General features: G+C 64.0%; 18 protein-coding genes. 8 read left to right on the top strand and 10 right to left on the bottom strand.

All coding sequences use genetic code 11. The annotated features are described in order from the left end of the window. Positions 1 to 18: 18 nt before the first annotated feature. From BM374_RS10995 to BM374_RS10985, 3 genes are all read left to right on the top strand, one after another. Entirely contained in the window at positions 19 to 1,008 is a 990-nt protein-coding gene (locus BM374_RS10995) for an ABC transporter ATP-binding protein (RefSeq protein WP_177248215.1), read from the top strand. Further along, entirely contained in the window at positions 1,005 to 1,988 is a 984-nt protein-coding gene (locus BM374_RS10990) for an ABC transporter ATP-binding protein (RefSeq protein ID WP_092291737.1), read from the top strand. The genes BM374_RS10995 and BM374_RS10990 overlap by 4 nt, the downstream gene beginning before the upstream one ends. Before the next feature lie 108 nt (positions 1,989 to 2,096). Next, entirely contained in the window at positions 2,097 to 2,552 is a 456-nt protein-coding gene (locus BM374_RS10985) for an RbsD/FucU family protein (RefSeq protein ID WP_092291735.1), read from the top strand. An 11-nt stretch (positions 2,553 to 2,563) separates the two neighbouring features. Here the strand turns inward: BM374_RS10985 and BM374_RS10980 are convergent, their stop codons facing one another. From BM374_RS10980 to BM374_RS10960, 5 genes are all read right to left on the bottom strand, one after another. Further along, on the bottom strand, positions 2,564 to 3,622 hold the full coding sequence (locus BM374_RS10980) for a DUF305 domain-containing protein (protein ID WP_349509988.1): 1,059 nt from the start codon (positions 3,620 to 3,622) through the stop codon (positions 2,564 to 2,566). A gap of 107 nt (positions 3,623 to 3,729) precedes the next feature. Continuing rightward, positions 3,730 to 3,909 carry a CsbD family protein gene (locus tag BM374_RS10975; RefSeq protein WP_092291731.1) on the bottom strand — a complete coding sequence of 60 codons (180 nt, stop codon included), beginning with the start codon at positions 3,907 to 3,909 and terminating at the stop codon, positions 3,730 to 3,732. Between the two features lie 144 nt (positions 3,910 to 4,053). After that, positions 4,054 to 5,658 (bottom strand): alpha-amylase family glycosyl hydrolase, encoded by a 1,605-nt coding sequence (locus BM374_RS10970; protein ID WP_092291729.1) that lies wholly within the window; start codon positions 5,656 to 5,658, stop codon positions 4,054 to 4,056. A 31-nt stretch (positions 5,659 to 5,689) separates the two neighbouring features. After that, positions 5,690 to 6,223 carry a hypothetical protein gene (locus tag BM374_RS10965; RefSeq protein WP_092291727.1) on the bottom strand — a complete coding sequence of 178 codons (534 nt, stop codon included), beginning with the start codon at positions 6,221 to 6,223 and terminating at the stop codon, positions 5,690 to 5,692. Between the two features lie 11 nt (positions 6,224 to 6,234). Continuing rightward, entirely contained in the window at positions 6,235 to 7,410 is a 1,176-nt protein-coding gene (locus BM374_RS10960; RefSeq protein WP_092291725.1) for a zinc-dependent alcohol dehydrogenase, read from the bottom strand. A 162-nt stretch (positions 7,411 to 7,572) separates the two neighbouring features. Between BM374_RS10960 and BM374_RS10955 the strand changes: the two genes are divergently transcribed. Further along, positions 7,573 to 8,355, top strand: a complete 783-nt coding sequence (locus BM374_RS10955; protein WP_092291723.1) for an SDR family NAD(P)-dependent oxidoreductase — start codon at positions 7,573 to 7,575, stop codon at positions 8,353 to 8,355. 59 nt (positions 8,356 to 8,414) lie between these two features. On the opposite strand, the gene BM374_RS10950 is transcribed toward BM374_RS10955, so the two are convergent. The 5 genes from BM374_RS10950 to BM374_RS10930 all read right to left on the bottom strand — a co-directional run bounded on the left by BM374_RS10950 (position 8,415) and on the right by BM374_RS10930 (position 13,221). Beyond that, positions 8,415 to 8,975: a TIGR02281 family clan AA aspartic protease gene (locus BM374_RS10950; RefSeq protein ID WP_092291720.1), complete on the bottom strand. Its 561-nt coding sequence runs from the start codon at positions 8,973 to 8,975 to the stop codon at positions 8,415 to 8,417. A 28-nt stretch (positions 8,976 to 9,003) separates the two neighbouring features. Beyond that, positions 9,004 to 9,207 (bottom strand): DUF1289 domain-containing protein, encoded by a 204-nt coding sequence (locus tag BM374_RS10945; protein WP_092291719.1) that lies wholly within the window; start codon positions 9,205 to 9,207, stop codon positions 9,004 to 9,006. A gap of 44 nt (positions 9,208 to 9,251) precedes the next feature. Beyond that, positions 9,252 to 10,847: a sensor histidine kinase gene (locus BM374_RS10940; protein WP_092291717.1), complete on the bottom strand. Its 1,596-nt coding sequence runs from the start codon at positions 10,845 to 10,847 to the stop codon at positions 9,252 to 9,254. A gap of 140 nt (positions 10,848 to 10,987) precedes the next feature. Beyond that, the gene (gene nhaD / locus BM374_RS10935) at positions 10,988 to 12,265 is read right to left on the bottom strand and encodes a sodium:proton antiporter NhaD (protein WP_092291715.1); all 1,278 of its coding nucleotides are present in this window, start codon (positions 12,263 to 12,265) and stop codon (positions 10,988 to 10,990) included. A 23-nt stretch (positions 12,266 to 12,288) separates the two neighbouring features. Then, on the bottom strand, positions 12,289 to 13,221 hold the full coding sequence (locus BM374_RS10930) for an NAD(P)-dependent oxidoreductase (RefSeq protein ID WP_283807077.1): 933 nt from the start codon (positions 13,219 to 13,221) through the stop codon (positions 12,289 to 12,291). A gap of 130 nt (positions 13,222 to 13,351) precedes the next feature. On the opposite strand from BM374_RS10930, the gene BM374_RS10925 reads away from it, so the two are divergent. The 4 genes from BM374_RS10925 to BM374_RS10910 all read left to right on the top strand — a co-directional run bounded on the left by BM374_RS10925 (position 13,352) and on the right by BM374_RS10910 (position 17,815). Further along, on the top strand, positions 13,352 to 13,789 hold the full coding sequence (locus BM374_RS10925) for a VOC family protein (RefSeq protein WP_092291711.1): 438 nt from the start codon (positions 13,352 to 13,354) through the stop codon (positions 13,787 to 13,789). A gap of 109 nt (positions 13,790 to 13,898) precedes the next feature. Continuing rightward, a complete protein-coding gene (locus BM374_RS10920; RefSeq protein WP_177248214.1) occupies positions 13,899 to 15,038 on the top strand; it encodes an Mrp/NBP35 family ATP-binding protein in 1,140 nt (379 codons plus the stop codon). 193 nt (positions 15,039 to 15,231) lie between these two features. Next, positions 15,232 to 16,323, top strand: coding sequence for a TRAP transporter substrate-binding protein (locus tag BM374_RS10915; protein WP_092291707.1), 1,092 nt, complete (start codon positions 15,232 to 15,234; stop codon positions 16,321 to 16,323). 403 nt (positions 16,324 to 16,726) lie between these two features. Then, positions 16,727 to 17,815, top strand: a complete 1,089-nt coding sequence (locus BM374_RS10910; protein WP_092291705.1) for a TRAP transporter substrate-binding protein — start codon at positions 16,727 to 16,729, stop codon at positions 17,813 to 17,815. The last annotated feature ends 7 nt before the right edge of the window (positions 17,816 to 17,822 follow it).

Raw genomic sequence — 17,822 nt, 5'->3', positions numbered from 1 at the left:
GAGCCGAGGCTGATTGCGATGGCGTTGCTCGAAGTCGAAAACCTCCAGACCCACTTCCGCACTCCCAGCGGTATCAACCGCGCGGTGGACGGCGTCTCCTTCCATGTCAACGAGGGCGAGACGCTCGCCATCGTCGGCGAATCCGGCTGCGGCAAATCGGTGACCTCGATGTCGCTGATGCGGCTGATCCCGGAGCCGCCGGGCCGGATCGCCGGCGCGATCCGCTTCGCCGGCAGGGACCTCCTGCGGCTGTCCGACCGCGAGATGCGCGACATCCGCGGCAACGACATCTCGATGATCTTTCAGGAGCCGATGACGAGCCTCAACCCGGTCCTGACCGTCGGCCGCCAGATCCGTGAGACGCTGATGTTGCATCAGGGCCTCGACAAGCAGGCGGCCGAAGCGCGCGCGGTCGAGATGCTGACTTTGGTTGGTATCCCCGAGCCGCGGCGGCGCGTGCGCGAATATCCGCACCAGCTCTCCGGCGGCATGCGCCAACGCGTCATGATCGCGATGGCGCTGGCGTGCAATCCCAAGCTCCTGATCGCGGATGAGCCGACCACCGCGCTCGACGTCACCATCCAGGCGCAGATACTGAAGCTGATGCTCGACCTGAAGCGCCGCGTCGGTGCCGCGATCATCCTGATCACCCACGATCTCGGCGTGGTTGCCGAGATCGCCGAGCGCGTCATGGTGATGTATGCCGGCCGCAAGGTCGAGGAGGCGCCGGTGGCCGAGCTGTTTCGTTCGCCGCGGCATCCTTATACGCAGGGGCTGCTCGGCGCCGTGCCGAAGCTGGGCTCGTCGCTGGCGGGCACCGCGACGCGGCTCGCTGAAATTCCAGGGCAGGTGCCTGATCTGCGCAAGCCGATCACCGGCTGCGTGTTCGCGGGCCGCTGCGCGATCGCGACCGATCTTTGCCGGCAACATGCTCCCGGTCTCGAAGAAAAGGGGCCGCGCCACATCGCGGCCTGCCACTACGCCGCCAAGGGAGCCGTCGCGGCATGAGCACCCCGCTGCTGCAGGTCAACGACCTCAAGAAGCATTTTCCGGTCAAGACCGGCCTGTTCGGCGGCAAGTCCGAGTGGGTTTATGCGGTGGACGGCGTCTCGTTCGAGATCGCGCGTGGCGAGACGCTGTCGCTGGTAGGTGAATCTGGCTGCGGCAAGTCGACCGTCGGCCGCGCGATCCTGCGGCTGTTCGACATCACCGCGGGCCAGGTGATCCTCGACGGCCAGCGCATCGACGATGCGCATCCGAGCACGATGCGCCAGATGCGCCGCCGCGTGCAGGTCGTGTTCCAGGATCCGTTCTCGAGCCTCAATCCGCGCATGCGCGTGCGCGATATCCTGGCCGAGCCAATCCGCAATTTCGGGCTCGCCAAATCCGCAATCGATCTCGAGACGCGCGTGACGGCGCTGATGGACACCGTGCGTTTGCCGCGCGAGGCTCTGAACCGCAGGCCGCACGAGTTCTCCGGCGGGCAGCGTCAGCGCATCGGCATCGCACGAGCGCTCGCGGCCGAGCCCGAGCTGATCGTCTGCGACGAGGCCGTCTCGGCGCTCGACGTCTCGGTCAAGGCACAGATCGTGAACCTGTTGCAGGATCTCCAGCGCGAGTTCGGCCTGGCATTGCTGTTCATCAGCCACGATCTTGCGATCGTCGAGCACATGACTCACCGTGTCGCGGTGATGTATCTCGGCAAGATCGTCGAGGTGGCGCCACGCCGGGAGATCTTTGCCGCGCCAAGACATCCCTACACCAAGGCGCTGCTCTCGGCGGTCCCCTTGCCGGAGCCCGGAGCCAAGCGCAATCCCATCATTCTCGGCGGCGACGTGCCGAGCCCGATCAATCCGCCGAGTGGATGCCGTTTCCACACCCGCTGCCCGTTCGTCTTCGACCGCTGCCGGACGGAAGAGCCGGAGCTTCGATCGACCGAAGGCGAGCAATGGGTGGCGTGCCATCTCGATGCGCTGCCGTCGGGATAGAACTGCGGCCGCCGAATCTCTTGCCGCAGATCTGCGTCAGCTCGCTATGATATGGAGTGCCGGACCATCAGAGTCCGGGCGATTTTAAAGACCAGGGAAGGACACAACATGCTCAAGGGCATCAACCCGCTGCTGAATGCCGACGTGCTCTATGCCTTGCGCGCGATGGGGCACGGAGATCGTCTTGTCGTCTGCGACACCAATTTCCCGGCGGACTCGATCGCGCGCCAGACCGCGTTCGGCGAGCTGCTACGCATCGACAACGTCGGCGCGGCCAAGGCGATCGAAGCCGTTCTCTCCGTGATGCCGCTTGATACTTTCGTGGACGATGCGGCGATCCGAATGGAGATCGTCGGCCAGCCTCACGAGGTGCCGCCGGTGCAGCGCGAGGTGCAGGCCGTGATCGACCGCGCCGAGGGGCGCTCCTGGCCGCTGGTCGGAGTGGAGCGCCATGCCTTCTATGAGAGGGCCAGGACGGCCTACTGCGTGATCGCCACCGGCGAGCGGCGCTTCTACGGCTGCTTCCTGTTCTCCAAGGGCGTGATCGCGCCGGACGCAGAGTAGCAGGCCGCCGTTCAATTGACGTTGTCCCGGAGCATGTTGCGGAAGGCAATTGTGACCGCGGCAACACCGTTCGCGCCGTGCATCAGGGCGATCTCGCCCTGCTGCTCGTGACGGATGGCGTGGGCCATGATGCGCAGGCGCAGATCTCCGTTTCCGTGCCACATCTGATCGGCCATCTTGACCGCGCCTCTGTGGTGCTTGCTCATCGCCTCCACGAAGGCCGTATCGAACTGCTCCGATGGAGCGGTCTTGACCTGATGCATCTCGGCTTGCGTCAGGAAGCCCGGCATCGCGGCACGTTCCTCCGTGCTGCAATCGGGCATCTCGGTGTCGAACCAGCTCAGCCACCAGTTCTCGAAAATGCGGTTCTCGCCGAGCTGGCTCGCGACCATCAGCTGAGCGAGCTTTCGCAGGTGCGGATCCTGCGCACGCTCCGCGGCGATCCGTGCGAGCTCGATGCCCTGGGCGTGATGCGTCGACATGTGACGGAGATAAGCCTGGTCTGCATCCCTGTCGCCGCCGACCCAGGGCAGCTCGTGGCCATGGCTGCCGAACAGCGCGATCGTGCCAAGTGCGGCAATCATGGCCAGCGCGGCCATCATCCAGATGTTGGCGAAATGCACGTCATGCTCCGGCGCATGGCCGCGCGTCCAGCGCAGCCGGACGAACAGCGGATACATCACGGCCGAGGAGCCGTGGACGAGCAGGCCGATCCAGTAGGGCTGTTGCAGCGTGAATAGCGGTTGCCAGAACGGAAGCAATGGCACCAGCACGAACCATTCCATGCTTGACGAGAAGACGGCCCAGGGCAGCGCGAGCAGCAGGATCGTCAGCGGCCGCAAGCCGGTGGTCCAGCGCCCGAGCACGCCGAAGAAGACCAGCGCCCAGGAAAAATCCGCCCATTGGTGGAAGGCGATCCCGGCAAGGATCGCGTTCCACGTCGGTTCTGCGCTGATGGCCCAATCGCGCGCTGGAATTGCGGCGACCGTCATCCAGTCGACCGCGGCGTCACGACCGATGCGGGCAGCGAACAGCTGGCTGACGACGGTCGAGAACGTGCTGCTGACCAGGCCAAGCTCGGCGGCGGCAAGCCAACGTGAACGCCGCCGGCCGGTGGAGGGGGAGGACGGACTCCCGTTGCTGCGTTGAGCGGGGAAGGCCGGTTGCGTGACGGCGTTCACGTGAGCTGTTTGAGCTTCTTCAGCGGATTGAGCTCGCTCGGCTTGTCCCGTTCGTCGCGGCCACGCTGCGCTTGCGCCTTGCCCTCGTCGTGAAGATCCTGGTCGCCGATGATCTCGCCGACAGCCTGCCTCGCCTTGCCGAGGATACGTTGCGCAAGTTCATTCGTCTTGCTCATGGCCTCCTCCTATCTCGCGCCGTCACCCCGACGCCTGACGGGGGGCAGGCGCCGGGGCCGCGGTTTCGTCCAGTCTGCCTCCGGCAGGGGGTATCTCGGAGGCGTGGATCAGACTCCTTTATGCGCGGATGGTTCCAGCCGGTGTCAGCGAGCCTCGATCGCGATGATCACGCCTTCATTGCCGCGGAGCAGGAGGGAAGCTTCCGGCAGCGGTTCGGGCGAGCGGTCGAGATGCGTCGACATTAGCAGGCGGCCGCGACCTAGCCAGTGCCAGTTGCGCGGCTCCGCTGCGATATTGAGTGCGACCAGAATTTCGTTCCGACCCTCGATCCGCCTGAATGCAAGCACGTCACTGCGCGATCGCAGTGCTTTGTAATCGCCCTGACGCAGGCACGCATGCTCCCGCCGCAGTGCTATCAACGCGCGAAACAGCGCAAGGAGCGAACGCTTATCGCGCCGCTGTGCCGCGAGGTTGACGGCTCCATCAGGGCGCTCCAGCGGCAGCCAAGGCTCGCCCGTCGTAAAGCCTCCCCGGGCACTGTCATCCCATCGCATCGGCGCGCGTTCGGGATCTCTGCACAAATCGTAGCCCGGGACGAGCTTTTCGAAGGGGTCGCAGACTCGGTCGGGCGGAATGGGAACGCGTTTGCGGCCGATCTCGTCGCCCATGTAGAGGAACGGTGTTCCCCAAAGCGTCATTAGCAGCATCGCCAGCACGCGCATCTGTGGCTCGCCGATCTTGCTGGCGATCCGCTGCTTGTCGTGGCCGCCGACGACCCATACGGGCCACGCATGCTCCGGAATGGCATTGAAGTAGGCATCGATCGTTGCTTGAAGGGACAGCGCGTCCCATTGTGAATCGAGCAAGGCAAAGTTGAGCGGCAAATGCAGGCGCGGCCGGTCGTTGCCGTAGAAGTGGCCGATCCGATCGGTCTTGCCCTGGACCTCGCCGCAGAGCAGCCGCCCCGGATAGTCATCGATGACGTCCCGGATGAACTCGATGCAGCTCATCGTCTCGGGCCGGTCGTCGGTAAAGACCGGCGTCTGGCGCTGTGGCGGCGGCTTGCCTTCGGCGTCTGGATTTGGCGGATTGTCGCGCAGTAGCTCGTCCTTGATCAGGACCGCGCTGGCGTCGACGCGAAAACCGTCGACGCCGCGATCGAGCCAGAAACGCATGATGTCCGCGATGGCGCCGCGCACCTGCGGGTTACGCCAGTTGAGGTCGGGCTGCTCGGTCAGGAAAGAATGATAGTAGTATTGCCGGCGCGCTTCGCACCATTCCCAACCGCTGCCGCCGAAGCGGCTCAGCCAGTTGTTCGGAGGCCCGCCGTTCTCGGCTGCATCGGCCCAGATGTACCAATCGGATTTCGCACTGTTGCGGGAGCTGGAGCTCTCGACGAACCATTCATGGTCATGGGCGGTGTGATTGGGAACGAGGTCGAGGATCAGCCGGATTTCTTCCGCGTGAAGGGCTTTGACAAGGCGATCGAAATCTTCAAGGCTGCCGAATGCAGGGTCGATCGCACAATAGTCGGAGATGTCGTAGCCGAGGTCGCGGAACGGGCTCTTGTAGATTGGCGTCAACCACACGGCGTCGATGCCGAGCCATTTGAGGTAGTCGATGCGCGATATCAAGCCGGCAAGATCACCCTTGCCGTCGCCGTTGGAGTCCTGGAAGGAGATCAGTGCGACCTCGTAGATGACGGCGGATTCCCACCACGCTGCCTCGTCACGGGACTCGATGCTCATTGCCTTGCTTCACCTCGTCATATCTCTCGCGCTAGGCTTTGGCGTGCGCTGCGATCTGTTTGGCTGCGGTACGGGCGCTCTCGATGCCCTTGGGGAAACCGCTGCGGTTCGGATAGAGCTTGCGCCGCGCATCGCGCGGCGGGCGGCGCGGCTTGGTGTCCTGCGCGGCGCGATAGTCGAGCATCGCTATGCCGCCGACCATCAGCAGTGCCAGGGCGATGTTGCTCTTCTTTGGATTGTCAGCCGTCAGGCCCGACAGCAGGGCAGCGGCATCGAGGCCGTCGCCACCGACGCGGGCCCACAGGCCGGCGTTCTTGTCAACAGACAGCGACATCATCCCCGCCAGGATCTCGCGCAGGCCGAAGGCACGGACGATCGTCTCATGACCTTCCATGCCCAGTGTTTCCGTGACGCGCCGCGGGGCGAACAATTCGACGACACCAAGACCGATGCTGAACCAGCCGAGCGCGCGGGCCAGCTGGTCTGCCGGCCGCTTCAGGCTTCGCCCGCCTTCAATGATCTTCGGGTCGCCGTCGGTGCGCACGATGTTGGAGAAATGAAACATGGCTTGCTCCTTCAGGGCCTCAGCACGACCTTGACGCAGGAATCGCGCTTGTCGCGAAACACCTGGTACATCTCCGGTCCCTGGCTCAGCGGGACGGTATGGGTGATGACGAAGGACGGATCGATCTCGCCTTCCTCGATGCGGCGAAGCAGATCGTCGGTCCAGCGGTTGACGTGGGTCTGGCCGGTCCGCATCGTCAGGCCCTTGTTCATGAAGGCGCCCATCGGAATCTTGTCGGAGAAGCCGCTATAGACGCCGGGAACGGAGATGATGCCGCCGGGCCGGCAGACATAGATCATTTCGCGCAGCACATGCGGCCGGTCGCTTTCCAGCATCACCATCTGCTTGGCGCGATCGAGCAGCGTGTCCGGCTGCGAAGCCATCACATGCGATTCCATGCCGGCGCAGTCGATGCACTTTTCCGGGCCCTTGCCGTCGGTGAGCTCGTTCAGCCGCTCCACCACGCTTTCGGTCTCGAAATTGATGGTGGTGGCGCCGCCGGCTTCCGCCATGCTGAGCCGCTCCGGCAGGCAGTCGATCGCAATCACCTGATTGGCTCCCAGCAGAACGGCGCTGCGGATGGCCATCTGTCCGACGGGGCCGCAGCCCCAGATCGCGACCGTGTCGGTCGGCTCGATGTCGCATTGCACGGCCGCTTGCCAGCCGGTCGGGAAGATGTCGCTGAGGAACAGCAACTGCTCGTCGGGGATGCCGGCGGGAACCTTGATGTGGGTCGCGTCGGCAAAGGGCACGCGGAGATATTCGGCCTGGCCGCCAGGATAGCCGCCGGTCAGATGGGTATAGCCGAACAGGCCGGCGCAGGAATGGCCGAACACTTTCTCGGCGAGGTGCCGTTTGCGGTTGGTGGTCTCGCAGACCGAAAAATTGCCGCGCTTGCACTGGTCGCATTCGCCGCAGATGATCGTAAAGGGCACGACGATGCGGTCGCCCTTCTTCAGCTTGCCATCAACGCCTGAGCCGACCTCGACCACTTCGCCCATGGTCTCGTGGCCCATGATGTCGCCGGGCATCATGCCCGGGATGAAATTATGAAATAAGTGCAGGTCGGAGCCGCAGATGGCGCAGCTCGAGACCTTGATAATGGCATCGCGCGGATCCTGAATCTCCGGGTCGGTGACGGTGTCGCACCTGATATCCTCCTTGCCGTGCCAAACCAGCGCCTTCATCTTCGATCCTCCGGACCTAACAGCTGCCATCCTAAGTCCAGGAATGAACGATGGTTGCTATCGTCGCGCGCAAATTCTTCGCACTGCACCGGATCGCGCAATAGGAACGAGAGCGCAGGGCAGCGATTGGGCGTGATCAGCTCAACCTCGAGGATACGTCCCATGCCCGCCAATCAACTCGCCGTCGTCACCGGCGCCTCCACCGGGATCGGCCTGGAACTCGCAAGATGCTGCGCCCAAGCCGGATTCAACCTTGTCATCGCGGCGGACGAGCCCGCGATCGAGCGGGTCGCCGTCGATCTGCGCAGGCTCGGCGTCAACGTCGAACCGGTCGAGGCCGATCTTGCCACGGCCGAAGGTGTCGACAAGCTCTGCGCCGTGGTCGGGGACCGGCAGATTGATGCTCTGCTGGCCAACGCCGGCGTCGGCCTCGGGAAGGCGTTTCTCGATCAGGACTTCCAGCGCGTCAGGCGCATCATCGACACGAACATCACCGGCACGCTCTATCTGATCCACCGCGCCGGCAACGAGATGCTGCGCCGCCAGTCCGGACGCATCCTGATCACAGGTTCGATCGCGGGCTTCACACCGGGCAGCTTTCAAGCAGTCTACAACGCCAGCAAGGCTTTCCTGGATTCATTCTCGTTCGCGCTCCGCGAGGAACTGCGCGACAGTGGCGTCACCGTGACCTGCCTGATGCCCGGTGCCACCGAAACCGAGTTCTTCCGCCGCGCCGAGATGATGGACACCAAGGTCGGCACCGAGAAGAAGGACGGCGCCTACGATGTCGCCAAGGCCGGCTTCGATGCGATGCAGCGTGGGGACGCCGACATCGTCACCGGGCTCAAGAACAAGATCCAGACTGCGGTCGCCAACGTTACGCCGAACGAGATGCTGGCCAAGCAGCACCGCAAGATGGCGGAGCCTGGCACGGCAAACCACTAGCACTGGCGATAGACGGTTGCTGGAAGCGGACCGCTAACCTTCGACCGACCGCTCGCGCCTCAATCGACGGCCGTACGCGAGCGGCGATGGCTGCTCTGGAGCTCGGGATAGCCTGTGAGCATCAGCGTGTCCGAGCGCACGCCCCAGCTCTCCAGGCGATCGAGGAAGCTCATGCCGAGCAGATTGGTCTTCATCTGCCCGCGCTGGACGACGAGCGCCGGTACTGATTTCTCGACGAGATGACCGACCGCGAGACGATCGAGTGTGAGCCGCGCCGCCTTGGTATGGCCGCCGGCAGTTTCGAGATCGACGTCGTATTCCAGCATCTCCAGCGGCAACCCGATCGCCTTCGCGGTTTCCCACGTCAGCACGACGGAGGTGGCGCCGGTGTCGATCACCATGGGCGCCGTGACGCCGTTGATCTTGGCACGCAGCGCGAACTCGCCACCCTGGCCGCGCTGGATCTGCACGGCTGGAGCCGGCGCAGGCGATGCAGCCGGTCCACGCAGCATGTGCGAGACCTTGTGGCTGGCGCGCGCGATTTGGTCGGGATCGCCGTAGGCGACAACGGCGCCTGCCGTACCCGCAAGTATGGAGAGAACGAGCAGGAAGCGGATCATTGTTCGCCTCCGATTGCAAGCTTGGAGGTTAGAGGCGTTTCGGCGATCCCGCGACCGGCTGCAAGCCTGCGTCCGCCATGCGCGCAGCGAGCTGCGCCATGACGGAGAGCCGTTCCGCGCTCTCCATTGCGTGCCAGCGCGCGATCTCCGGCAACGTGCGGCCGCAGCCGAAGCAAAGCTTGGTTCTGGGGTCGATCATGCAGACGGCGACGCACGGCGTTTCTTTGCTCATACGGACATAGTGAGGGATCGTCGGGCATATCTGCAAGCATCTCGTTAAGAGCCGGTACCCGCGCTCATGATCGGCTTGTGGCGCGGCCTGCGCTTCTCCTCGGGTACGATGGAACTCTCCGGCTGCAGCGGCGGCGAATCCTCCGATAGCGGCGCCAGCGCGCTCATCACACGCTCGGGCGGGAAGGTGACGATCACCTCGGTGCCGATGCGCAGCTTCGATTTCAGCGTGAACGTGCCGCCATGCAGGTCGATCAGGTTCTTGGCGATGGGCAGGCCCAATCCGGCACCCTGTTCGGCCGATTTGATCGAGTTGGAGCCCTGGCCGAAGGAGGCGAGCACGACCGGGATCTCGTCTTCGGGGATGCCTGAGCCGGTATCCTTCACCGAGAGGTATTGGCCGCCTGAGGCGGTCCAGCCCGCCTTGAGCCAGATCTCGCCGCCTTGCGGGGTGAACTTGATCGAATTGGAGAGCAGGTTGAGCACGACCTGGCGGATCGCGCGCTCGTCGGCCCAGAGCCGCGGCATCGCCTGCTCGAACACTTCGTGGATGGTGATGCCGCGGCTCGAAGCGCGCAGCTTCATCAGATGGTGGCAGTCGGCGACGATGCCGACCAGCGAGACCGCCTCCTCGTTCAATTCGTAGCGGCCGGCCTCGATCCGCGACAGATCGAGGATCTCGTTGATGAGGTTGAGCAGGTGCACGCCGGAATTGTGGATGTCTGCCGAATATTCCTTGTAGACCGGCACCGCGTGCGCGCCGAAAATCTCGCTCTTCATCACCTCCGAGAAGCCGAGGATGGCGTTGAGCGGCGTGCGCAGCTCATGGCTCATCTGCGCCAGGAAGCGCGATTTGGCGACGTTGGCGGCTTCTGCGCGGTGACGCGCTTCGTCCGAGATCGCTTTGGCCTGTTCAAGCTCGCCGATCAGCGCATCCTTCTCGGCGCGCGCCTCCAGCGTGGCAAAGGTCGAAGAGTGCAGGCGATGTGCCAGCAGCACGAAATAGCCTTCGGCCGCGAGCGCGAGCGCGGCCAGGATGTAGTTGTCCAGTGAGCCGGTCATCGCAAAGCTCAGCGCCATTGCGACAGCGACCGGCGCTGTCGCGGCGAGGGCCGCGATCGGCAGGTTGGCGGCGAGCATGCTCGACACTGCGATCACCAGCAGCATCAGGAACATCATCAGCGTTTCCGTGACCGTATCGAGCACGGGATGAATCAGGATCGCCACCCAGCACAATCCGTAGAGCAGGTCGAGCACGACGAAGCGCGTCCGCCAGGTGCGCGTCGCGGTGGGCGAAGCAGGCTGGGCCAGGAAGCGGCGGCAGCTGCGGGTCATGGCGACATGGATGCAGAGCATGCCGGTGGTCCAGAGCGCGGCCGGGATCGGCTGCATCCACAATCCGAACAGCACGCCGGTGACAACCACCAGCAGCATCACGACATAGGAGGCGGAGAGCCGCGTCTGGGCATATTGGCGCAGCAGCTCGGCATCGAAGGCCGGCCGGGTTCCGCTGGTCGACGTTAACCTATCGCGCGCCTCGCGCACCCGCTGCGCGGCAGCCCGTCGGCTGCTCGGTGATGGAGCGCTGACCGGCTCGGCCGGAAGCTGCACTACCTCAGGCTTTTCAGCGGGGTTACTCATCAGGCAACAACGATTCCTGCCCACGTCGGACGCGGGCCTTCTGCATTGTCTATCTCTGGCAAGAAATCCTTAAGAGGTGACTTAAGGAGCTAAAAAATTACGTTAACCGGGCGTTAATCCGGCGCTGCGCACGCCGGTGCTCAGTGCATCCACGCATGCTGCGCGACGTAGACCACGGCACCCGCCAGGTACCCCGCGAGCGCCGGCACTGCGATGCGGCGGGCGTACCAGAGGAAGTCGATCCGCTCGAGCCCCATGGCGGCGACGCCTGCGGCCGATCCGATGATCAGGATCGAGCCGCCGGTGCCGGCGCAATAGGCAATGAATTCCCAGATGAAGCTGTCCGGCGGATAATGCCCGAGGTCGTACATTCCCATGGTTGCGGCGACCAGCGGTACGTTGTCGATGACGGCGCTGAGCAGGCCGAGCACGACGACGATGACGTCCTGCCGGCCGATCACGGCATCCAGCCAGCGCGCCAGCATCGACAGCAGGCCGGCATGTTCGAGGCAGGCGACCGCGAGCAGGATGCCGACGAAGAACACCACCGAGCCCATGTCGATCCGCGTCAGCGCGTGCACCAGCGTGAGCGGCTGGCGTACATGCTCGTCCTTGTGGCGATGCATGATCTCGCCGACCAGCCACAGCACGCCGAGCCCGAACAGGATGCCCATGAAGGGCGCCAGATGCGTCGCCGCCTTGAACGCGGGCACCGCGATCAACGTGCCGAGGCCGAGATAGAACATCAAATTGCGCTCGAACCGGTCGACGGCCAGCAGTCCATCGTCCTTCGGCGGCGCTGCGATGGTCTTGCCCTTGAGCGAGAAGCTGACGAAGACGAGCGGAACGAGCAGATTGAGCAGCGAAGGCAGGAACACGGCGCCCATGATCTTCACCGGCGAGATATTGCCGCCGATCCACAGCATGGTCGTGGTGACGTCGCCGATCACGGTCCACGCGCCGCCCGCATTGGCGGCGATCACGATCAGGGAGGCGAACAGCAGCCGGTCCTCGCGACGGGCGATCAGCTTCTGGATCAGTGCGACCATGACGATGGTGGTCGTCAGATTGTCCAGGATCGAGCTCAGGAAGAACGTCACGAAGCCGATCAGCCAGATCAGTGCCACCTGGCTCGTGGTGCGGATCAGGGAAGTGATGACTTCGAAGCCGTCATGGGCGTCGATCACCTCGACGATGGTCATCGCCCCGATCAGGAAGAACACGATCTGCGCGGTGGCGCCGACCGATTCGTCGAGCTGGCGCCCGACGAGAGCGTGGTCGCCGGTCGCGACCGCATAGACGGTCCAGAGCAGGCCTGCGGCGAGCAGCGCGGAGGCGCTCTTGTTGACCCCGATGGGGTGTTCGAGCGCGATCGCCGCGTAGGCGAGGACGAAGATTGCGGCGATCGCGATCAGCACGGCAGCAACGGCTTGGTCAGACGTCAGCGCGACAGACGCGCGAGCAGGCTGGAGGTGTCCCAGCGCTTGCCGCCCATCTTCTCGACCTCGGAATAGAACTGATCGACCAGCGCGGTCACGGGCAGGTTAGCGCCATTGCGGCGGGCTTCGGCCAGTGAGATCGAGAGATCCTTGCGCATCCATTCGACGGCGAAGCCGAAATCGTACTTGCCCTCGTTCATGGTCTTGTAGCGGTTCTCCATCTGCCACGACTGCGCAGCGCCCTTGGAGATGGTTTCGATCACGGCGGCGACGTCGAGGCCGCTCTTCTGGGCGAAATGGATACCCTCGGACAGGCCCTGCACGAGGCCGGCGATGCAGATCTGATTGACCATCTTGGTCAGCTGGCCGCTTCCGGCAGGCCCAAGCAATTTGCACATCCGCGCATAGGCGCCCGTGATGATCGGCTCGGCGCCGGCATAGGCGTCCTGCGCACCGCCGCACATCACTGTCAGCACGCCGTTCTCGGCGCCGGCCTGGCCGCCGGAGACGGGCGCGTCGACGAACCTGAAGCCGCCCTTGGTCGCGGCCGCGTCCAGTTCGCGCGCGACTTCGGCGGAAGCGGTCGTGTGGTCGACGAAGGTCGCACCCTTCTTCATGCCGGCAAAGGCGCCGTCGGGGCCGATCGTGACCGCGCGCAAATCGTTGTCATTGCCAACGCAGCACATCACGAAATCCTGGCCTTCGGCAGCGGCCTTCGGGGTGGCCGCTGTCTTGCCGCCGAACTTGTCCGCCCATTCCTTCGCCTTGGCCGCGGTGCGGTTGTAGACGGTGACCTCATGGCCCCCTTTTTTCACGAGGTGTCCGGCCATGGGGAAGCCCATGACACCGAGACCGAGGAAAGCGACTTTAGCCATGTCTGTGTCCGTAGCTTGAGTTTTACGGTTGCAGCCGGGCGAGGGGCGCCCAGCCGGGATATTTAGGGTTCCGCCGGGAGCGGACGGGCGCACCATAAACCCTTGAGAGCGGAGGGCAACGGCTTCGTTTGGCGGCCCCCTGTGCTAGGATGGCCGACTTCAAGGACTTCAAAACAAGGGAGCAAAGGCGATGGGCGGCGTGAGTGTCGGTGTGCTCGATCATTTCAACATCCGGACCCGGAAACTGGCCGAGACGGTCCGCTTCTACGAGGACGTGCTGGGCCTGGAAAAAGGTGCCCGGCCGAATTTCGCCTTCCCGGGGGCCTGGATGTACAGCGAGGGCAAGCCGGTGGTTCACCTCGTCGATATTTCTCCGACCTCCGAGCCACAAAAGCCGGATTCCGGCGTTGTCCACCACGTCGCCTTCGTCAGCCGCGGCTTCGAGGGCATGAAGCAGCGGCTGGCGTCCAAAGGCATGACATTCGACTCCCGACAGGTGCCTGGCGGGGACCTCTGGCAGATCTTCGTCCACGATCCCAACGGGGTCATGATCGAGCTCAATTACGAAGCAGCCCAGGAGCAGGGGGCGGCGCCCGCGGAGATGGCTGACGATATCGGCAGGCAGTAGCCTTTTGGCCGTTTCCGCTCTAATGGGGCATCCTCAAGTCTTGAGCATGATCTGACCGGAAGACCGCACCACATTTTTCCGGATCATGCTCTACTCCAGGAGATGCGCTTTGAGCGTGACGCAGCAACAGGTTCTCGACAGCCTCGCCAAAATCAAGTCGCCCCGTGGGGTCGCGCTCACCAACGCCAACGTGCTGAGCGCGATCAGCGCCTCCGATGGCAAGGTCTTCTTCTCGATCAATGTCGATGCCGCCGAGGCGCGGGCCTGGGAGTCGGTCCGCGCCGAGGCTGAGACCGCCGTGCGCGCGATTCCTGGCGTCACCACGGCGATGGTGGCCCTGACGGCCGAGCGCAAGCCGGGCTCCGCGCCGCCGCCCCCGCAACCAAGCCGCGGCACGCCCGGCGTGCAGCCGGCCCATGCCCACAAGCCGCCGGCGCAGGGCGGCGCCCAATCGCCGATGGCGCGGCAGTCCGAAATTCCTGGCGTCGCCGCCGTCATCGCGGTGGCTTCGGGCAAAGGCGGGGTCGGCAAGTCGACCACTGCGCTCAATCTGGCATTGGGGCTGCGCGACCTCGGCCTCAAGGTCGGGCTGCTCGATGCCGACATCTACGGTCCCTCCGTACCGCGGCTGACCGGCCTGCATGAGAAGCCGGAGCTGGACGGCGAGCGAAAAATGATTCCGCTCCGGCGTTTCGGCCTCGCCATCATGTCGATCGGCTTCCTGGTCGAGGAAGAGACCGCGATGATCTGGCGCGGCCCGATGGTGATGTCGGCGGTGACGCAGATGCTGCGCGACGTCGCGTGGGGCACGCTCGACGTGCTCGTCGTGGACATGCCGCCGGGCACCGGCGATGCCCAGCTCACGCTGGCGCAAAACGTGCCGCTGAAGGGCGCCGTCATCGTCTCGACCCCGCAGGACCTGTCCCTGATCGACGCCCGGCGCGGACTTGCCATGTTCAGGAAGGTCAATGTGCCCGTGCTCGGCATCGTCGAGAACATGAGCTATTTCCAGTGCCCGCATTGCGGCACGAAATCGGACATCTTCGGCCATGGCGGGGCGCGCCACGAGGCCGAAAAGCTCGGAGTCCCGTTCCTGGGTGAAATTCCGCTGCACATGGCGATTCGTGCCACTTCGGACGCCGGCAATCCCGTCGTGGACAGTGAGCCTGATGGCCCCCATGCGGCGATCTATCGCGCCATTGCGGGTCAGGTCCGCGACCAGCTCAAGGGCGTGATCGCAGCAGCTTGAAGCCCAATGTCTGGGGACATGCGACTTTCGTCGACCCCCGTCATGCCATTGTCGCGTTCCGCGCAAGTGGCTTCCGTGTTAAACGCCACGGCAGCGAAGCCCCTTCGGTTTGACGCATCAGGATCGCGTCGCCGGAACGAGCGGCCGTCGAGAGGAAGTTAGGGGAAACACCCCAGCAAGGAGAGACCTGAAGATGAAGCGTCGTGATTTTCTGAAAGTGTCGGCAGCGGGCGCGGCGGCATCAGCCGCGGTGGCCTCGCCGGCGATTGCGCAGTCCTCGCCCGAGATCAAGTGGCGCATGACGTCGAGCTTCCCGAAGTCGCTCGACACCATCTATGGCGGTGGCGAGCAGGTGGCGAAGTACGTCGCCGAGATGACCGACAACAAGTTCCAGATCCAGGTGTTCGCCGGCGGCGAGATCGTTCCGCCGTTGCAGGCGCTCGATGCGACCTCGAACGGCACCGTCGAGATGTGCCACACCGTCTCGTACTACTATGTCGGCAAGGACCCGACCTTCGCGATCTACGCGTCGGTGCCGTTCGGCCTCAACGCGCGCCAGCAGAACTCCTGGTGGTACCAGGGCGGCGGCCAGGAGCTCGGCAACGAGTTCTTCAAGAAGTCGAACGTGATCGGCTTCGCCTGCGGCAATACCGGCACCCAGATGGGCGGCTGGTTCCGCAAGGAGATCAAGACCGTTGCTGATCTGTCCGGCTTGAAATTCCGCATCGGCGGCATCGCCGGTCAGGTGCTTCAGAAGGTCGGCGTGGTGCCGCAGCAGCTCGGCGGCGGCGACATCTATCCGGCGCTGGAAAAGGGCACCATCGACGCGGCCGAGTGGGTCGGCCCCTACGATGACGAGAAGCTCGGCTTCGCCAAGGTTGCGAAGTACTATTACTATCCGGGCTTCTGGGAAGGCGGTCCGATGGTCCATGCCTTCGCCAATCTGGAAAAGTGGAATTCGCTGCCGAAGAACTACCAGGCGATCCTCACCAACGCGACGGCCAACGCCAACAGCTGGATGGCCGCGCGCTACGACATGCAGAACCCGTCGGCGCTGAAGCGCCTGGTCGCCGGCGGCACCCAGCTTCGTCCTTTCACCAACGAAGTTCTGGAAGCCTGCCTCAAGGCGACCAACGAGCTGTGGGGCGAGATCTCGGCCAAGAACGCCGACTTCAAGAAGTCGATCGACGCCATGCAGGCCTACCGCTCCGACGAGTATCTGTGGTGGCAGGTCGCCGAATATACCTACGACAGCTTCATGATCCGCTCGCGCACCCGCGGCTGATCTTCGGCTCACGCCGTCAGACCGAATGGCCCGGCCTCGTTCACGAGGCCGGGCTTTTTCATGAGCGCCGTGACGGGCACATTCAAAATCCGCAAAACAACCCCATGCACAGTAGAGGCAGGCTCTCCCAGGCTCGATTGACACGTCGGGCAAAACAGGGGCATGGTCTCATGATCGCTTAATCCGAAATCCTGTCGCGGCGTAAATCGTTTGACGAAGAGCTTCGGCGCGTACGGGTCTACGGCTTAAGTCGTAGGACGAAATGGCCCGGCCCCGCTCGCGAGGCCGGGCTTTTTCTTTGCCGCAGTGCGATCACGGTGGAAATCCCTGAAACCTTGGGTCATGCTGCGCTCCAAGCCTCGGCAAGAAGGCTCACAATCACAACCCATCAGGGCAGGACATCATGAAGAGAAGAGACTTCATCAAAGTCACAGGACTTGGTGCGGCCGGTGCTGCCACGCTCGCGGCTCCGGCGATCGCGCAATCGATGCCGGAAATCAAATGGCGCATGCCGACGAGCTGGCCGAAATCGCTCGACACGCTCTATGGAGGCGCCGAGATGATGGCCAAGGCTGTGGCCGAGGCGACCGACAACAAATTCCAAATCCAGACCTTCGCCGGTGGCGAAATCGTGCCGGGCCTTCAAGTGCTGGACGCCGTGCAGAACGGCACTTGCGAAATCGGCCACACCGCCTCCTACTACTATTTCGGCAAGGACCCGACCTTCACCTTCGGTTCGTCGGTGCCCTTCGGTCCCAATATGCGTGTCAACCAGGCCTGGTACATGCTGGGCGGCGGCAAGGAAGTCCTCAACGAGTTCTACAAGAGCTACAACGTCACCTCGCTGCTGGCCGGCAACACCGGCTGCCAGATGGGCGGCTGGTTCCGCAAGGAGATCAAGACGGTCAATGACCTGAAGGGACTGAAGTTCCGCATCGGTGGCTTCGCTGGAAAGGTGCTGGCCAAGCTCGGTGCGGTGCCGCAGCAGATCGCCGGCGGCGACATCTATCCCGCGCTCGAAAAGGGTACGATCGACGGCGCTGAGTGGGTCGGCCCCTATGACGACGAGAAGCTCGGCTTCTACAAGGTCGCGCCGCACTACTACTATCCGGGATGGTGGGAGGGCGGTCCGATACTGCTCGCTTTCGTCAATCTCGATAAGTGGAACGCCCTGCCGAAATACTATCAATCGGTTCTCGAGCAGGCTGGCCACATGTCCAACAACTGGATGATGGCCAAGTACGATCAAGCCAATCCGCAGGCGCTGCGCCGCTTGCTCGCTGGCGGTACAAAGCTGCATGCCTTCCCGCCGGAAGTTATGGAGGCCTCGTTCAAGGCGGCGAAGGAGCTGCACAGCGAGATCGCCAGCACCAACCCGAACTTCAAGAAGGTCTACGAGTCGCTGACGACCTTCTCGAACAACGACTATGCGTGGTTCCAGGTGGCCGAGCTCGCCTACGACAGCTTCATGGCGCGTCACGCGCAGAGCTGAGGGCGTC

The organism is Bradyrhizobium sp. Ghvi (assembly GCF_900115265.1).
GTDB lineage: Bacteria > Pseudomonadota > Alphaproteobacteria > Rhizobiales > Xanthobacteraceae > Bradyrhizobium.
This window is presented reverse-complemented; position numbering and strand designations above follow the sequence as displayed.

What these genes read in the sequence shown, in the direction of transcription:
- BM374_RS10995 (WP_177248215.1), top strand. Translation starts at nt 19, where the DNA reads ATGGCGTTGCTCGAAGTCGAAAACCTCCAGACCCACTTCCGCACTCCC.
- BM374_RS10990 (WP_092291737.1), top strand. Translation starts at nt 1,005, where the DNA reads ATGAGCACCCCGCTGCTGCAGGTCAACGACCTCAAGAAGCATTTTCCG.
- BM374_RS10985 (WP_092291735.1), top strand. Translation starts at nt 2,097, where the DNA reads ATGCTCAAGGGCATCAACCCGCTGCTGAATGCCGACGTGCTCTATGCC.
- BM374_RS10975 (WP_092291731.1), bottom strand. Translation starts at nt 3,909, where the DNA reads ATGAGCAAGACGAATGAACTTGCGCAACGTATCCTCGGCAAGGCGAGG.
- BM374_RS10970 (WP_092291729.1), bottom strand. Translation starts at nt 5,658, where the DNA reads ATGAGCATCGAGTCCCGTGACGAGGCAGCGTGGTGGGAATCCGCCGTC.
- BM374_RS10965 (WP_092291727.1), bottom strand. Translation starts at nt 6,223, where the DNA reads ATGTTTCATTTCTCCAACATCGTGCGCACCGACGGCGACCCGAAGATC.
- BM374_RS10960 (WP_092291725.1), bottom strand. Translation starts at nt 7,410, where the DNA reads ATGAAGGCGCTGGTTTGGCACGGCAAGGAGGATATCAGGTGCGACACC.
- BM374_RS10955 (WP_092291723.1), top strand. Translation starts at nt 7,573, where the DNA reads ATGCCCGCCAATCAACTCGCCGTCGTCACCGGCGCCTCCACCGGGATC.
- BM374_RS10950 (WP_092291720.1), bottom strand. Translation starts at nt 8,975, where the DNA reads ATGATCCGCTTCCTGCTCGTTCTCTCCATACTTGCGGGTACGGCAGGC.
- BM374_RS10945 (WP_092291719.1), bottom strand. Translation starts at nt 9,207, where the DNA reads ATGAGCAAAGAAACGCCGTGCGTCGCCGTCTGCATGATCGACCCCAGA.
- BM374_RS10940 (WP_092291717.1), bottom strand. Translation starts at nt 10,847, where the DNA reads ATGAGTAACCCCGCTGAAAAGCCTGAGGTAGTGCAGCTTCCGGCCGAG.
- BM374_RS10925 (WP_092291711.1), top strand. Translation starts at nt 13,352, where the DNA reads ATGGGCGGCGTGAGTGTCGGTGTGCTCGATCATTTCAACATCCGGACC.
- BM374_RS10915 (WP_092291707.1), top strand. Translation starts at nt 15,232, where the DNA reads ATGAAGCGTCGTGATTTTCTGAAAGTGTCGGCAGCGGGCGCGGCGGCA.
- BM374_RS10910 (WP_092291705.1), top strand. Translation starts at nt 16,727, where the DNA reads ATGAAGAGAAGAGACTTCATCAAAGTCACAGGACTTGGTGCGGCCGGT.